Annotated in this window: 13 protein-coding genes; 8 read left to right on the top strand and 5 right to left on the bottom strand. The window is 67.8% G+C overall.

What is annotated here, in order from left to right:
• Window position 1 precedes the first annotated feature (1 nt).
• The 5 genes from glgX to ABIE65_RS07665 form a co-directional block, all read right to left on the bottom strand.
• Complete coding sequence (glgX, locus tag ABIE65_RS07685; protein ID WP_354077414.1) at window positions 2-2,224, bottom strand: glycogen debranching protein GlgX; 2,223 nt, start codon at window positions 2,222-2,224, stop codon at window positions 2-4.
• 195 nt (window positions 2,225-2,419) lie between these two features.
• Window positions 2,420-3,088: an isochorismatase family protein gene (locus ABIE65_RS07680; protein ID WP_354076837.1), complete on the bottom strand. Its 669-nt coding sequence runs from the start codon at window positions 3,086-3,088 to the stop codon at window positions 2,420-2,422.
• 41 nt (window positions 3,089-3,129) lie between these two features.
• Complete coding sequence (locus ABIE65_RS07675) at window positions 3,130-3,828, bottom strand: isochorismatase family protein (RefSeq protein WP_354076835.1); 699 nt, start codon at window positions 3,826-3,828, stop codon at window positions 3,130-3,132.
• 56 nt (window positions 3,829-3,884) lie between these two features.
• Window positions 3,885-5,279: an amidase gene (locus ABIE65_RS07670; RefSeq protein WP_354076833.1), complete on the bottom strand. Its 1,395-nt coding sequence runs from the start codon at window positions 5,277-5,279 to the stop codon at window positions 3,885-3,887.
• Window positions 5,276-5,476 carry a hypothetical protein gene (locus tag ABIE65_RS07665; RefSeq protein ID WP_354076831.1) on the bottom strand — a complete coding sequence of 67 codons (201 nt, stop codon included), beginning with the start codon at window positions 5,474-5,476 and terminating at the stop codon, window positions 5,276-5,278. Before ABIE65_RS07665 ends, ABIE65_RS07670 begins: the two co-directional genes overlap by 4 nt.
• 303 nt (window positions 5,477-5,779) lie before the next feature.
• On the opposite strand from ABIE65_RS07665, the gene ABIE65_RS07660 reads away from it, so the two are divergent.
• From ABIE65_RS07660 to ABIE65_RS07625, 8 genes are all read left to right on the top strand, one after another.
• Window positions 5,780-7,390 (top strand): ABC transporter substrate-binding protein, encoded by a 1,611-nt coding sequence (locus ABIE65_RS07660; RefSeq protein ID WP_354076829.1) that lies wholly within the window; start codon window positions 5,780-5,782, stop codon window positions 7,388-7,390.
• Window positions 7,391-7,499: 109 nt separating this feature from the next.
• The gene (locus tag ABIE65_RS07655) at window positions 7,500-8,441 is read left to right on the top strand and encodes an ABC transporter permease (protein WP_354076827.1); all 942 of its coding nucleotides are present in this window, start codon (window positions 7,500-7,502) and stop codon (window positions 8,439-8,441) included.
• Between the two features lie 2 nt (window positions 8,442-8,443).
• Window positions 8,444-9,352, top strand: coding sequence for an ABC transporter permease (locus ABIE65_RS07650; protein ID WP_354076826.1), 909 nt, complete (start codon window positions 8,444-8,446; stop codon window positions 9,350-9,352).
• Between the two features lie 17 nt (window positions 9,353-9,369).
• The gene (locus ABIE65_RS07645; protein ID WP_354076824.1) at window positions 9,370-10,434 is read left to right on the top strand and encodes an ABC transporter ATP-binding protein; all 1,065 of its coding nucleotides are present in this window, start codon (window positions 9,370-9,372) and stop codon (window positions 10,432-10,434) included.
• A 7-nt stretch (window positions 10,435-10,441) separates the two neighbouring features.
• Window positions 10,442-11,473, top strand: a complete 1,032-nt coding sequence (locus ABIE65_RS07640; protein WP_354076823.1) for an ABC transporter ATP-binding protein — start codon at window positions 10,442-10,444, stop codon at window positions 11,471-11,473.
• Window positions 11,474-11,542: 69 nt separating this feature from the next.
• Window positions 11,543-12,958, top strand: a complete 1,416-nt coding sequence (locus ABIE65_RS07635) for a circularly permuted type 2 ATP-grasp protein (protein WP_354076821.1) — start codon at window positions 11,543-11,545, stop codon at window positions 12,956-12,958.
• Window positions 12,958-13,902, top strand: a complete 945-nt coding sequence (locus tag ABIE65_RS07630) for an alpha-E domain-containing protein (RefSeq protein ID WP_354076819.1) — start codon at window positions 12,958-12,960, stop codon at window positions 13,900-13,902. The genes ABIE65_RS07635 and ABIE65_RS07630 overlap by 1 nt, the downstream gene beginning before the upstream one ends.
• Before the next feature lie 65 nt (window positions 13,903-13,967).
• The gene (locus ABIE65_RS07625; protein WP_354076817.1) at window positions 13,968-14,711 is read left to right on the top strand and encodes a proteasome-type protease; all 744 of its coding nucleotides are present in this window, start codon (window positions 13,968-13,970) and stop codon (window positions 14,709-14,711) included.
• The last annotated feature ends 18 nt before the right edge of the window (window positions 14,712-14,729 follow it).

The following is a 14,729-nucleotide window of genomic DNA, read 5'->3' as shown; positions in this document are numbered from 1 at the left end:
CTCATTCCGGCTCGTCGCGGGGGTCGGGCGCGCCGACGAAATGGATGCGGTCGTCGGACGCCTCCATGAACGCCTCGCGGACATGCAGGAAGGACCGCTGTGCGGCGGCGGCCGTCGCGTCCTTCGCGTCGGGCTCCAGCAGGAAGGCCAGGAATGAACGGCCGGTCACCATATAGTCCGCGCCGAAGTCGAACGGCGCCAAGTCCTCGTCGGCCGGCAGGTTGGTATCGACCACGCGATGCCAGCGCGCCCCGCCCGGTGCCGACGGCAGCGTGAAGTTGACCACGTCGTCGTGCGCGTTCAGTACGAGCAGCATCGTCGCATCGGTGCCAACGATGCGGATGCCGTGCGAGGGCGCGCGCCCGTCGAGCAGCACGCCGAAGCAGCGCGCGCTCTCGCTGGACCAGTCGCCGTCGGACATCTCCGTCCCGGAAGGCGACAGCCATGTCACGTCCTTGGCCCCCAGAGCCTCGTCATAGGCGCCGCGCAGGAACCGGCCGCGGCGCAGCATCGGCAGCGCCTGGCGCAGCTTTATCAGCTTCTGCACGAAATGCGCGAGTTCGCGCCCTTCGCCGGTCACGTTCCAGTCGATCCAGCCGATCTCGTTGTCCTGGGCATAGGCGTTGTTGTTGCCGCCCTGGGTGCGTGCGAACTCGTCACCCGCCAGGATCATCGGCGTGCCGCGCGAGAACATCAGCGTGGCGAAGAAATTCCGCAGCTGCCGGAAGCGCAGCGCATTCAGGTCCGGGTCGTCGGACGGTCCCTCGACGCCGTAATTGTACGACAGGTTGTGCGAGTGGCCGTCGCGATTGTCCTCGCCGTTGGCCTCGTTGTGCTTATCGTTGAAGCAGACGAGATCGTGCAGGGTGAAGCCGTCGTGCGCGGTCAGGAAGTTGACCGAGGCCCAGGGCTTGCGACCGCGCGTGTCGAACAGGTCGGCCGAGGCGCTGATCTTGCTGGCGACCGCCGGGATCTGGCCTTCGTCACCGCGCCAGAAGGCGCGGATGGTGTCGCGATATCCGTCGTTCCATTCGGCCCAGCCCGGCGGGAACCGACCGACCTGATAGCCCCCCGGACCGCAGTCCCACGGTTCGGCGACCAGCTTCACCTGGCTGAGCAGCGGGTCCTGCTGGCAGGCGTGCAGGAAGCTCGATTCCTCCGAGAAGCCGGCCGGCTCGCGCGCCAGGATGGTCGCGAGGTCGAAGCGGAAGCCGTCGACGCGCATGGTTCCGGCCCAGTAGCGCAGGCTGTCCATGACCATCTGCATGACGCGCGGATGGCTGGTGTTCACCGTGTTGCCGGTGCCGGTGTCGTTGATGTAGTAGCGCTTCTGGTCGGGCAGCAGGCGGTAGTAGGTCGCGTTGTCGATGCCCTTGAACGAGAGGGTCGGGCCGTTCTCGTTGCCTTCGGCGGTGTGGTTGTAGACGACGTCGAGGATCACCTCCAGGCCGGCATGGTGGAAGGCGGCGACCATCTCCTTGAACTCGTTGACGAAGGGGCTGGCGAGATAGCGCGGGTCGGGTGCGAAGAAGCCCAGCGTATTGTAGCCCCAGTAATTCCGAAGGCCCTTCTCGACGAGATAGCTGTCGTCGACGAAGGAATGCACCGGCAGGAACTCGACGGATGTGACGCCAAGGCTGCGCAGGTAGGCGAGCACGTCCGGGTTCATCAGCCCCGCGAACTTGCCGCGCTCGAACTCGCCGACCGAGGGGTGACGTTGGGTGAAGCCCTTGACGTGCGTCTCGTAGAAGATCGTCCGCTCCCACGGCACCGCCGGCCGGCGCTCGTCGCCCCAGGTGAAGGCCTCGTCGACGACGCGCGCCTTCGGCATGAAGGCCGCACTGTCGCGCTCGTCGAAGGACAGGTCGCCGTCCGGCGAGCCGATCGTGTAGCCGAACAGCGCCGGGTCCCACTTCACCGCGCCAACATGCTGCTTGGCGTAGGGGTCGAGCAGCAGCTTGTTCGGGTTGAACCGATGGCCGGCCTCGGGCTCGTACGGCCCGTGCACGCGATAGCCGTAGACCTGCCCGGGCCGTGCCTCGGGCCGATAGCCGTGATAGATCTCGTTCGTGTATTCCGGCAGTTCGATCCGCTCGATTTCGCGCTCGCCGAGCAGGTCGAACAGGCAGAGTTCGACCTTCGTCGCGTTGGCGGAGAACAGCGCGAAGTTCACCCCGCGCCCGTCCCAGGTCGCGCCTAGGGGAAATGGCCTCCCGCTCTCGATCCGCGCCCGCCGCGGCGCCCTCGATACACGGTCGGCAGAAGGCGTGACTGAAGGATGAGCGCTCACGGAAAGCCTCGCGGATGAAGATGAAGCGCGTGGCCAACGGGAACCAGCGCAGTTGGTTCCAGTGCGTCAGGCGGCAACCGCGGAGTGAGCGCTACTGTAGCGCCCCGGCCGCAGCCGCCGATCCGCAGCTCAAAGCAGCGCACACAGTTCGTCCGTCGTCTGCACGTCGCCGAAAAAGAGGTAGAAGTTGTCCAGGGTGGCGGCGTGCTGAGCGTCGCTGAAGCCGGCGCAGCCGTCGGAGACCATGGCGACGCGGAAGCCCAGCATCATCGCGTCGCGGGCGGTCGACTCGCAGCAGACGTTGGTGGCGACGCCCGTGACCAGCAGCGTGTCGATGCCGGCCTGCCGCAACCGCCCATCGAGATCCGAAGCGCCCTCGGTGAAGGCGCTGAAGCGTTTCTTCACGACGCGCATGTCGTCCGCGCGGATGTCGAGGTCGGGCCAGAGGGCGTAGCCGACGTCGCCGGGAGTCAGGGACCGCGTGCGGTTCTCCCACCTCTCGGGCGTGCCGCGCTCGGCGTAGGAGGGCCAGACGTCGTCGCCGAGGGGTCCGAGATTCTCGATCCAGAAGACCGTCCCGCCGGCCTCGCGCAGAGCCGCGGCCAGGCGGTTGATGTTGGGCACGATCGCGCGCGCCTCCGGCGTCTCCGACTGTTGGCCCGGCGCCATGTAGTAGTTCTGCATGTCCACGACGACGAGGGCGGTCCGCGCCGGGTCCAGCCGGTCGATCGTGTGCGGCCGTCCCTGACGGGCCGCGACGCGCGCCTTCAGGTCGTCGGCGAGGCGGTAGGGGTGCATGGGCGCGGATCCTGCTGGCGGTTCACGAAGGACGTCGACGGTCAGGCCGCGCCGCGCCGGACCTGTGCCAGCAAGGCGCAGTACGCCGCCGTCGTCTGGACGTCGCCGAAGGTGAGGTAGAAGTTCGTCAGGGCGTTCGCGTGCAGGTCGTCGCCCGGCGCGGCGCACCCGTCGGAGACCATGCCGACGGTGAAGTCCAGCATCATGCCGTCGCGCGCGGTCGTCTCGCAGCAGATGTTGGTGGCGACGCCCGTCACCAGGAGCGTGTCGATCGACGCGGCCCGCAGCCGCGCCGCGAGGTCCGACGCGCCGGGCGAGAAGGCGCTGAAGCGGTTCTTCCGCACGCGCATGTCGCCGGGCCGCACGTCGAGCTCCGGCCAGAGCTCGAAGCCGAAATTCCCCGGGGTCAGCGAGTCGCGACGGCGCGCCCACTGCTCCGGCACGTAGCGTTCGGCGTAGGAGGGCCAGACGTCGCCGTCGCGGTCGGTGGTCGCGACGTTCTCGATCCACACGACGCTGCCCCCGGCATCGCGCAGCGCCCGCGCGAGGCGGTTGACGTTCGGCACGATCGCCCGCGCCGTCGGCGTCTCGAACTGCTGTCCCGGCGCCATGAAATAGTTCTGCATGTCGACGACGATCAGCGCCGTCCGCGCCGGCACGACATGCTCGATCGTGTGGGCGCGGCCCTGTTTCGCCACCATGCGGGCGACGGTCTGCTCGGACAGGCTGAACGGATGCATGGGCGCCTCTTCCGGTGGTGTGCGGCCGGCCCCAGCACGCGGAACCGGCCGGGTTTTCAGATCTGCGGGCGGCGCGACCGCCACGCGGTCGCGCGCTCGTAGGCGTCGCCGACCCGCAGCACCGTGGCGTCGGCGAAGGCCGCGCCGACGATCTGCATGCCGACGGGCAGGCCGGCGGGCGAGAAGCCGTTGCAGACGGTCATCGCCGGATGTCCGCTGACGTCGAACGGCATGGTCAGCAGTGCTCTCTCGAACAGGTAGAATTTCGGCACGTGGCCGAGTTCCGGCGCCGGGGTCCAGCCGCTGGCGGTGACGAGCACGTCGTAGCGCGCCAGCATCGCGTCGACCTCCGCCGTCAGCTGGCGGCGCATGCGCAGGGCCTGCACATAGTCGGCGCTGGTCAGCAGGCCGCTGATCATCATGCGGTCGCGGAAGATCTCGCCGTACTTCTCCGGCGTCGTCTTCAGGACGGGCTCGTGGATGGCGAAGGCCTCGGACAGCATGATGGTCATGCCGCAGGCGTGGAAGTCCTGCAGCGGCGACAGGCGGACATCCTCGACCGTGGCCCCCATGCCCGCGAAAGCCGCGAGAGCGCCGTCCATGGCACCCTTCACGTCGGCATCGGCGTGGTCATCGCCGTCGTAGAAGTGCCGGACCACGCCGATCCTCATACCCTTCAGGTCGCCGTCGAGTGCAGCCGCATAGTCCGGAACGGGGCGGTCGGCGGAGCCGGGGTCGGCCGGGTCGAAGCCGGCGACCGCCTGCATGACCAGCGCGCAGTCGTGCGCCGTCCAGGCGAGCGGGCCGCAATGGTCGAGCGAATAGGCGAGCGGCGCCACGCCGCGGCGCGACACGCGGCCATAGGTCGGCTTGATGCCGGCGACGCCGCAGAAATGCGCCGGCATGCGGATCGAGCCCGCCGTGTCGCTGCCCATCGCCGCCATCGCGAGGCCGCCGGCGGTGGCGGCACCCGAGCCGCTCGACGAGCCGCCGGTGAAGCGGGTCGGATCCCACGGGTTGCGCGCCGGCGGGAACGGCAGGTCCCAGGACGGCCCGCCGAATGCGAACTCGTGCGTCGCCAGCTTGCCCAGCATGACGGCACCCGCGTCGCGCAGCATCTCGACGCTGCGCGCGTCGCGCTCGGGCACGCGGTCGGCATGGACGTGGGAATGGCAGGTCGTAAGGATGCCGGCCGTGTCGTAGATGTCCTTGATGCCGACAGGGATGCCGTGCAGCGGTCCGCGATAGTTGCCGGCGGCGATCTCGTCGGCGGCGCGGCGGGCATCGGCCCGCGCACGGTCCGGCGTCACGCAGACGAAAGCGTCGAGCTTCGGATTGACCGCCTCGATCCGTGCGAGGAACGCCTCGGTCAAGTCGACGGGCGACAGTTCCCGGCGCTCGATCAGCGGTGCGGCTTCCGCGATCGTGAGTTGATGAAGGGGGGCGCTCATCGATCGCCCCCCTCGGGCCGGAAGACGTGCGCGGGTTCGTCGGCATAGGTGTAGGGACGCCGCAGACGCGCCCGCATGGCCTCGAGGTGCGGCATCGCCGCGAACATTTCCTCCAGGTTGGCGGGCGGCGGATCGAAGCCAAGCGCCCGGATGCGTGCGGCGAAGGCGTCGAAGCTCGTTCTGTCGGACTGCGTCACTCTATCCTCCTCGGCCGAGGTCCCTTGCGCGTCGGGACGGTTTCGACCGCCAATCAAGAAGCAAGACGGATGCCATGGGAAGTTCGGTCGTGCGCGCTTTCCGGCTGACGGGTGCGCAAAAATACAGCACCCTGCCCAGTATCGGTCAGAGCGGCCCTCTGAAGGCCTCGCATCTGCCCGATGCATCGGCATGGCCCCGGCCTTGCATCGATTTCGGGCATAGGGGCTCAGGAAGACGAGCCGTCAAGAACGGGCCGGGCGATCTCTCCTGAGCCCGTCGGGCATCACGAACGGGAGCATGGAATGAAGACGAGGTTCAGGATCGCGCGCGGCGTCGCACTCGGTGCGATGATGATGGCTTTCGGAGCAGGTGCTGCCCAAGCCGCAGGCACCCTGCGCATCGCGATGACGGCGGCCGACGTGCCGACCACGACGGGCATGCCGAACAACGGCTACGAGGGCATGCGCTTCCTCGGCTATCCGGTGTTCGAGGCGCTCGTGATGTGGGACCTGTCGAGCGCCGACAAGGTCGCCGACATCAAGCCCGGCCTCGCCGAAAGCTGGTCGCAGAGCAAGGACGACCCGACGAAGTGGACCTTCAATCTCCGCAAGGGGGTCAAGTTCCACGACGGTTCCGCCTTCGACGCCGACGCGGTGATCTGGAACCTCGAACGGTTCTACGATCCCAAGTCGCCGCAGGCGGAGACGCAGGGCGGCGCCATCGTGCGCGGCCGCGTGCCCAACGTGAAGAGCTGGAAGAAGGTCGACGCCCACACGCTGGAGATCACCACCGACAAACCGCTCAGCTATTTCCCCTACCTCGCCCCCTACATCCTGTTCGCCAGCCCGACGCAGTTCGACAAGGTCGGCAAGGACTGGGCGAAGTTCGCGGCGGCGCCCGCCGGCACCGGCGCCTTCAAGATCGTCGACTTTCAGCCCCGCGTCAGCGTCACGATGGAGCGGAACGACGACTACTGGGACGCGGCGCACAAGGCGAAGCTGGACAAGCTGATCCTCTATCCGATGCCCGAGGCGACGACCCGTCTCGCCGCCCTCCGCTCCGGGCAGGTCGACTGGATCGAGGTGCCGCCGCCGGACGCGATCCCCAGCCTGAAGGGCGCCGGCTTCGACATCGTCACCAACAGCTATCCGCACGTCTGGCCGTGGGTGCTGAACATCGGCAAGGCCGATTCGCCCTTCAAGGATCTGAAGGTGCGGCAGGCGGCGAACTACTGCGTCGACCGTGACGGCATGTCGGAACTCCTCAACGGCACGGCGGAGCCGTCGGTGGGCTTCTACAAGAAGGTCGACCCCAACTTCGGCAAGCCGAAGAACGCCTACGGCTTCGAGCCCGACAAGGCGAAGGCCCTGATGAAGGAGGCGGGCTACAGCGCGGACAAGCCGGCCAAGGTCAAGGTCATGATCTCGACCAGCGGTTCCGGGCAGATGCAGCCGCTGCCGATGAACGAGTTCCTGCAGCAGACCCTGGCGGAATGCTGGTTCGACGTCAGCTTCGAGGTCGTCGAATGGGGCACGGTGCTGGTCGCGTTCCGCAACGATCCGACCGGCAGCCAGGCGCTCGGTTCAGACGCGCTCAACATCAGCCTCGTCTCGTCCGACATCGCGCAGATGGCGCGCTGGTTCTGGTCGGCCAACTTCGCCCCGAACGGCTCGAACTGGGGGCACTGGAAGAACGACGAGTTCGACACGCTGCTGAGCGAGATCCAGACGTCGACGGACCAGTCGGTGATGCTGAAGAACCTGCCGCGCCTGAACGAGATCCTGGTCGACGACGCGCCCTGGCTTTGGGTCGTCCATGACCTCAACCCGCGCGCCATGACCAAGGACGTACAGGGCTTCGTCTCGGCCCAGAGCTGGTTCCAGGACCTGACCACGGTCTCGATGAAGAAGTAGCGGCCGCGCCGGGAGGGCGGTTCCGACCGCCCTCCCGCCGACTGCTTCCCCGACGTTCCGCCCTGCCATCCGGGCCGCAAGGCCGACCGGAACCGCCGAGCCGACGCCAATGCTGACCTTCGCCATCCGGCGCATTCTCTACGCCATCCCCATCCTGCTCGGCGTGTCCATCGTCGTGTTCGGCCTCATGCAGCTCGCGCCGGGCGACGTCGCCGACATCCTGATCCCACCCGAGGCGCCGAAGGAGGTCGCGGACATCCTGCGCGCCAAGTTCGGCCTCGATAAGCCGGTGCACGTCCAGTACCTGCTCTGGGTCGGCAACATCCTGCAGGGCGACCTCGGCGTTTCCGCCTTCACCAACCGCGCGGTCGGGCCGGAACTGTTCGGCGCGCTGGGGAACACGCTGAAGCTGGCCGTCCCCGCGGCGATCCTCGGCTGCAGCCTTGGCGTGATCCTCGGCGGACTGGCGGCCTTCAACCACGGCACCTGGCTCGACCGCTTCTTCTCCGCGCTCGCCATCACCGGGGTCAGCCTGCCGCACTACTGGGTCGGCATCGTCCTGGTCGCAATCTTCGCGGTGATCTGGAACATGCTTCCGGCGCAGGGCATGGGGCCGCCCGGCTTCCCGGCGAGCTGGGAGCAGGTGAAGCACCTGATCCTGCCGGTCGTCACCCTCTCGCTGATCCCGATGGGCGTCATCAGCCGGCTGGTCCGCGCCACCGTGCTGGAGATCATCAACCAGGAGTTCGTCTCGACGCTGCACGCCAAGGGCCTGCGCAGCCGCCGCGTCCTCTTCCACGTCATGAAGAACGCAGCGCCTCCGGCGCTGGCGCTGATGGGCCTCCAGTTCGGCTACCTCCTCGGCGGCTCCATCCTGGTCGAGACCGTCTTCAACTGGCCTGGGTCCGGCAACCTGATGAACCTCGCGATCTTCCGGCGGGACGTCGCCGTCCTGTCGGCGACGATCCTCGTCCTGGCGACAATCTTCGTCGTCATCAACATTGCCGTCGACATCCTGCAGGCGGTGATCGATCCGCGGATGCGGCGCTGACCATGAGCATCAAGGCAAATGCGGCCGCCACCGCGATCGACCCGAGCGTCGCGCTGAAGCGGGCGAAGCAGGGCAAGGGCTACTGGCAGCGCGTGTGGGAGCGCCTGCGCGAGGACAAGATCACCCTGCTGGTGACCGCCGTCCTGCTGTCGATCGTCCTCGTCGCGATCTTCGCGCCGTGGGTCGCCACGCACGACCCGCTGAAGGGCTCGATCATCGGCCGGCTCAAGGACTTCGGCTACAAGGGGCACATCCTCGGCACCGACGAGACCGGCCGCGACATCCTCAGCCGCCTCGTCTACGGCGCCCGGCTGACGCTGCTCTCCGGCGTGCTGCCCGTGCTGTTCGCCCTGCTGATCGGCGGCTTTCTCGGCATCGTCGCCGGCTATTTCCGCGGCTGGGTCAACACGCTGATCATGCGCAGCATGGACGTGCTCTACGCCTTTCCGTCGATCCTGCTGGCGATCGCCATCACCGGCATTCTGGGTGCGGGGCTGTTCAACACCATCCTCGCGCTCACGATCACGTTCATTCCGCCGATCGTGCGCATCTCCGAGACGATGACCACCCAGGTCCGCTCGCTGGACTTCGTCGATGCGGCGCGGACGAGCGGCGCCGGTCCGCTGACGATCATGCGCTACCACGTCCTCAACAACGTGCTGGGCTCGATCCTCGTCTACGCCACCAGCCTGATCTCGATCTCGATCATCCTGGCGGCCGGCCTCAGTTTCCTCGGCCTCGGCGTGACGCCGCCCGATGCCGAATGGGGGCTGATGCTCAACAATCTCCGCCAGGCGCTCTGGGTGAACCCGATCATCGCCGCCCTGCCGGGTGTCGCGATCTTCATCACCTCGATGTGCTTCAACCTGATGAGCGACGGCCTGCGACAGGCCATGGACGTCCGCCTCTAGGTCCCGGGAACAACCTCATGGAAGCCAGCGCCACCAAGACTGCCGCAGCGGCCCGGCGAGACCGTGCCGACAAGCCCCTGCTGGTCGTCAACGACCTCCGCAAGCATTTCCCCCTCAAGAAGGGCCTGCTCGACCGCCGCCGCCAGGTGGTGCAGGCCGTGGACGACATCAGCTTCGAGGTCATCAAGGGCGAGACCCTGGGCATCGTCGGCGAGTCCGGCTGCGGCAAGTCGACGACGGCGCGCCTGCTGATGCACCTGCTTGAACCCGACCAGGGCGAGGTGATCTACGACGGCCGCACGGTGGCGCGCGCCGACGGGATCCCGGTGCGTGAGCTCTACAAGCACATGCAGATGGTCTTCCAGGATTCCTACGCGTCGCTGAACCCGCGGCTGCCGATCGCCCTCTCGATCGCCTTCGGCCCGATGGTGCAGGGCGTGTCAAAGACCGAGGCGATGCTGCGGGCGACGAAGCTGCTGGGTCAGGTCGGCCTCGACCCGGACATGTTCGCCGGCCGCTACAGCCACGAACTGTCCGGCGGTCAGCGCCAGCGGGTGAACATCGCCCGGGCGATGGCGCTGGAACCGCGCATCGTCGTGCTCGACGAGGCGGTGTCGGCGCTCGACAAGTCGGTCGAGGCGCAGGTCCTGAACCTGCTGCTCGATCTGAAGGAGGAGTTCGATCTCACCTACGTCTTCATCAGCCACGACCTGAACGTCGTGCAGTACATCAGCGACCGGGTGATGGTCATGTATCTCGGCAAGATCGTCGAGATCGGTCCGGCCGAGGCGATCTACAAGGCGCCGAAACACCCGTACACCAAGGCGCTGCTGTCGGCGATGCCGTCGATGAACCCGCGGAACAAGACCATGGAGGCGCCGCTCACCGGCGACCCACCGAACCCGGTCGAGCCGCCGTCCGGCTGCCGCTTCCGCACCCGCTGCGCCTTCGCCGAGGCCGTCTGCGCATCGACGCCGCCGCGCCTGGCGAGCCATCCGGCGCTCGGCATCCCGCAGCGGGTCGCCTGCCACATGTGCGAGCCCGGCTCCGGCCACAGCCGCGCCATCGCGGCGGCGGCGTGAGGCGGCCATGACCCAGACCGTGAACCAGCCCCCCCCGCTCCTCTCCGTCGACGGCCTGACCGTCCGCTTCCGCACCCGCGAGGGCACGGTCGCCGCCGTCAGCGACGTCGGCTTCGACCTTGCCGAAGGCCAGGTGCTGGGCATCCTCGGCGAGTCCGGCTCGGGCAAGAGCGTCACCCTGCGGGCCCTGATCGGGCTGCTGCCGGAGGGCCGGACCGACATCTCCGGCCGCGTCGACTTCGAAGGCAAGGACCTCGTCCGGCTGTCGCGCTCGGAGATGGAGAAGGTCCGCGGCGCCCGCGCCGCGATGATCTTCCAGGAGCCGATGATCGCGCTCGACCCCGTCTTCACCATCGGCGAGCAGATCGCCGAGACGGTGATGCGCCACCAGGGGACCTCGCGCGCGGACGGGATGAAGCGTGCCAGGGAACTGCTCGAACTGGTGCAGATCCCGTCGGCGGCCCGCCGGCTGCAGGCCTACCCGCACGAGATGTCCGGCGGCATGCGCCAGCGTGCGATGATCGCGCTCGCCCTCTGCTGCAGTCCGAAGCTGCTGCTCGCGGACGAGCCGACGACGGCGCTCGACGTGACGGTGCAGATCCAGATCATCCTGCTGCTGCGCGAGCTGCAGCGCGAGATGGGCATGGCGGTGATCTTCGTGACGCACGACGTCGGCGTCGCGGCCGAGATCTCCGACCGCATCGCCGTCATGTATGGCGGCCGCTTCATCGAGACCGGCCCCGTCGTCGACGTCATCGAGCGGCCGCGCCACCCCTACACCGAGGGCCTGCTCTCTTCGACGGTCCACGGCTCGATGCGCGGCCGCCGGCTCGACGCGATCCCCGGCATGCCGCCCGATCTGCGCGCCCTTCCGGACGCCTGCGCCTTCGCCCCGCGCTGCCGTTACGCCGAACCGCGCTGCTCCGCGGGCGTTCCTCCATTGGCGACCGTGGAGCCGCACCATTCGACCCGGTGCATCCGGGTCGCGGAAGAAGGGTTGCGGCTGGATCCTCCCGTGGCACTGACGGCCGATGCCTGAGCGCCGGTGCCGTTGCGGGTGGCCCCGCTTGCTGTAACCTGACACCGATCCGCAGCCGGATGACCTGGAATGACGACGACGCCATTCGACGAGATGACGGGCCCAGAGGGGCTCAGGCCGCAATACAGGCTCGTGCGGGAATGGCTCGACGGCTCGGCGCCGGAGCTGTTGAATCTGAAACGGCGTGAGGCGGAACTGCTGTTCCGCCGGGTCGGCATCACCTTCGCCGTGTATACCGAAGGCGGCGATCCGGAGCGGCTGATCCCTTTCGACATCATCCCGCGCATGCTCGACCAGGCGGAGTGGAGTTTCCTGTCCCGCGGTCTCGAGCAGCGCGTCCGGGCGCTCAACCTGTTCCTGCGCGACGTCTATCACGACCGCGACATCTTCCGGGCCGGAAAGGTGCCGGAGAAACTGATCCTGCGCAACGAGAGCTACCGGCCCGAGATGCAGGGCTTCGCCCCCGCCGCGGACGTCTATACCCACATCGCCGGTATCGACATCGTGCGCGTCGGACCGGAGGAGTTCTTCGTCCTGGAAGACAATTGCCGCACGCCCTCCGGGGTCTCCTATATGCTGGAGAACCGCGAGGCGATGATGCAGCTCTTCCCCGAACTGTTCGCCCGCCACCGCATCGCGCCCGTCGCTCACTATCCCGAGGAGCTGCTGGAGACGCTGAAGTCGGTGGCGCCGCGCAACTGTCCGGGCGAGCCGACGGTCGTTGTGATGACCCCCGGCTCCTACAACAGCGCCTACTACGAGCACTCCTTCCTCGCCGACGAGATGGGCGTCGAACTGGTCGAGGGACGCGACCTGTTCATCCAGAACGGCGTCGTGCACATGCGCACGACCGAGGGCCCGCGTCGGGTGGACGTCATCTACCGCCGTGTCGACGACGACTTCCTCGACCCGGAGGCCTTTCGGGCCGATTCCGCGCTCGGCACGCCGGGCCTGTTCCAGGCCTACCGGAACGGCAACGTGACGCTGGCGAACGCGATCGGCACGGGCATCGCCGACGACAAGTCGGTCTATCCTTACGTGCCCGACATGATCCGCTTCTATCTGGGCGAGGAACCGCTGCTGAAGAACGTGCCGACGCATGTCTGCAACGACCCCTCCGAGCTCTCCTACGTCCTGGACAATCTCGACAAGCTGGTGGTGAAGGAGACACGCGGCAGCGGCGGCTACGGCATGCTCGTCGGGCCGGCGTCGACGGCCGAGCAGCGCGCGGAGTTCGCAGCCAAGCTGAAGGCCAATCCGGACGACTACATCGCCCAGCCCACGCTCGCGCTCTCGACCTGCCCGACCTATGTCGACAGCGGCGTGGCGCCGCGGCACGTCGATCTCCGGCCCTTCGTCCTCTACGGCAAGGACGTGCGGATCGTGCCGGGCGGCCTCACGCGGGTGGCCCTCCGCGAGGGCTCCCTGGTGGTCAACTCCAGCCAGGGCGGCGGCACCAAGGACACGTGGGTGCTGGAGGCATGATGCTCAGCCGTACCGCAGACAGCCTGTTCTGGATCGCACGCTATATCGAACGTGCCGAAAACATCGCCCGCATCGTCCAGGTCGGGCACCGCATGTCGAGCATGGCGCTGTCGCTCGGCAACCCGGGCAACGAGTGGCACTCCACCCTGATCGCGGCGGGCTGCGAGCCGGGCTTCTTCGCCAAGCACCAGGAGGCGACGGCCGAGAACGTCGTCGACTATCTGGTGCGCGACCGGGACAACCCGTCGAGCATCCTGGCCTGCATCGAGACCGCCCGGCGCAATGGCCGCGCCGTGCGCACGGCGCTGACGGTCGACATGTGGAACGCGCTCAACGAGACGTGGCTGCAGGCACGCGACATCGCGCCGGAGAAGCTGTCGCCGGCCCAGGTCGGCTCGTTCCTGGAGTGGATCAAGGAGCGCTCGCAGGTCTTCGCCGGTGCCTATACGAACACCATGCTTCGCAACGATGCGCACGCCTTCGTGCAGCTCGGCACCCATACCGAGCGGGCCGACAACACCGCCAGGATCCTCGACGTGAAGTATCACGTGCTGCTGCCGCAGCACGAGAATGTCGGCGGTGCGCTCGACTACGCGCACTGGCAGGCGATCCTGCGCTCGGTCTCCGCCCTGCGCGCCTATCACTGGGTGTTCAACGACCGGCTCAAGCCCTGGCTGATCGCCGAGCTGCTGATCCTGCGCCAGGAGATGCCGCGCTCCCTGGTGAGCTGCACCGGCCAGATCACGCGCAGCCTGGATTTCCTGTCGGAGAGCTATGGCGGCCGCCGCGGCGAATGCCATCGCATGGCGGGCGACATGCACGCCCGGCTGCGCTACGGCAGGGTGCAGGACGTGTTCCAGACCGGCCTCCACGAGTTCCTCACGGACTTCGTGGAGCGCATGGCGGCGCTCGGCGAGGAGATCGACGCCTTCTATCTCCGATAGACGGCCCGGCCGCGGGGGGCCTAGACAGGCGCTCCCGTTAGACCGTCCGAGGCACCAGACCGATCATGACCTACTGTGTCGCGCTGACACTGAGCGAGGGCTTGGTGATGCTGTCCGACACCCGCACCAATGCGGGCGTCGACCACATCTCGACCTTCGGCAAGATGCACCAGTTCGAGGTGCCGGGCGAGCGGTCGATCTGCCTGATGACGGCGGGCAACCTGGCGATCACGCAGTCGGTCGCCACGCTCCTCCGCGAAGGGCTCGACGGCGCAGGCGGTACCGACACCCTCTACACCGTGCCGACCATGTTCAAGGCCGCCCAGCTGGTCGGGGCCGCCGTGCGGCAGGTCTATCACACGGACGGTGCCGCCCTGCGCGAGCAGGGCGTCGGCTTCGACGTCTCCTTCCTGCTCGGCGGCCAGATCGCCACGCGCAATCTTCGCCTGTTCGAGATCTACGCCGCCGGCAACTTCATCGAGGCGACGACCGACACGCCGTTCCTGCAGATCGGCGAGCACAAATACGGCAAGCCGATCCTTGACCGGGCGGTGACCTTCGACACGCCGCTCTATGGCGGCGTGAAGCTGGCGCTGATATCGATGGACTCGACCCTGCGCAGCAACCTGACGGTGGGCCTGCCCATCGACCTGATGGTCCTGCGCCGCGGCGCCATCCACGCCGAACTCCGCCGCCGAATCGGCGAGGACGACCCGTATTTTCGCATGATCCGCGAAAGCTGGTCCGAGGCACTCCGCGAAGCCTACCGGGTCATCCCCCTGCCGGACTGGCGGACCGATCCCGTCTGAACGGCCCGCCGGGAGGCT

This window comes from Constrictibacter sp. MBR-5, from assembly GCF_040549485.1.
Classification (GTDB): Bacteria; Pseudomonadota; Alphaproteobacteria; order JAJUGE01; family JAJUGE01; genus Constrictibacter.
This window is presented reverse-complemented; position numbering and strand designations above follow the sequence as displayed.

What these genes read in the sequence shown, in the direction of transcription:
- ABIE65_RS07680 (WP_354076837.1), bottom strand. Translation starts at nt 3,088, where the DNA reads ATGCACCCCTACCGCCTCGCCGACGACCTGAAGGCGCGCGTCGCGGCC.
- ABIE65_RS07675 (WP_354076835.1), bottom strand. Translation starts at nt 3,828, where the DNA reads ATGCATCCGTTCAGCCTGTCCGAGCAGACCGTCGCCCGCATGGTGGCG.
- ABIE65_RS07670 (WP_354076833.1), bottom strand. Translation starts at nt 5,279, where the DNA reads ATGAGCGCCCCCCTTCATCAACTCACGATCGCGGAAGCCGCACCGCTG.
- ABIE65_RS07660 (WP_354076829.1), top strand. Translation starts at nt 5,780, where the DNA reads ATGAAGACGAGGTTCAGGATCGCGCGCGGCGTCGCACTCGGTGCGATG.
- ABIE65_RS07655 (WP_354076827.1), top strand. Translation starts at nt 7,500, where the DNA reads ATGCTGACCTTCGCCATCCGGCGCATTCTCTACGCCATCCCCATCCTG.
- ABIE65_RS07650 (WP_354076826.1), top strand. Translation starts at nt 8,444, where the DNA reads ATGAGCATCAAGGCAAATGCGGCCGCCACCGCGATCGACCCGAGCGTC.
- ABIE65_RS07645 (WP_354076824.1), top strand. Translation starts at nt 9,370, where the DNA reads ATGGAAGCCAGCGCCACCAAGACTGCCGCAGCGGCCCGGCGAGACCGT.
- ABIE65_RS07640 (WP_354076823.1), top strand. Translation starts at nt 10,442, where the DNA reads ATGACCCAGACCGTGAACCAGCCCCCCCCGCTCCTCTCCGTCGACGGC.
- ABIE65_RS07635 (WP_354076821.1), top strand. Translation starts at nt 11,543, where the DNA reads ATGACGACGACGCCATTCGACGAGATGACGGGCCCAGAGGGGCTCAGG.
- ABIE65_RS07630 (WP_354076819.1), top strand. Translation starts at nt 12,958, where the DNA reads ATGCTCAGCCGTACCGCAGACAGCCTGTTCTGGATCGCACGCTATATC.
- ABIE65_RS07625 (WP_354076817.1), top strand. Translation starts at nt 13,968, where the DNA reads ATGACCTACTGTGTCGCGCTGACACTGAGCGAGGGCTTGGTGATGCTG.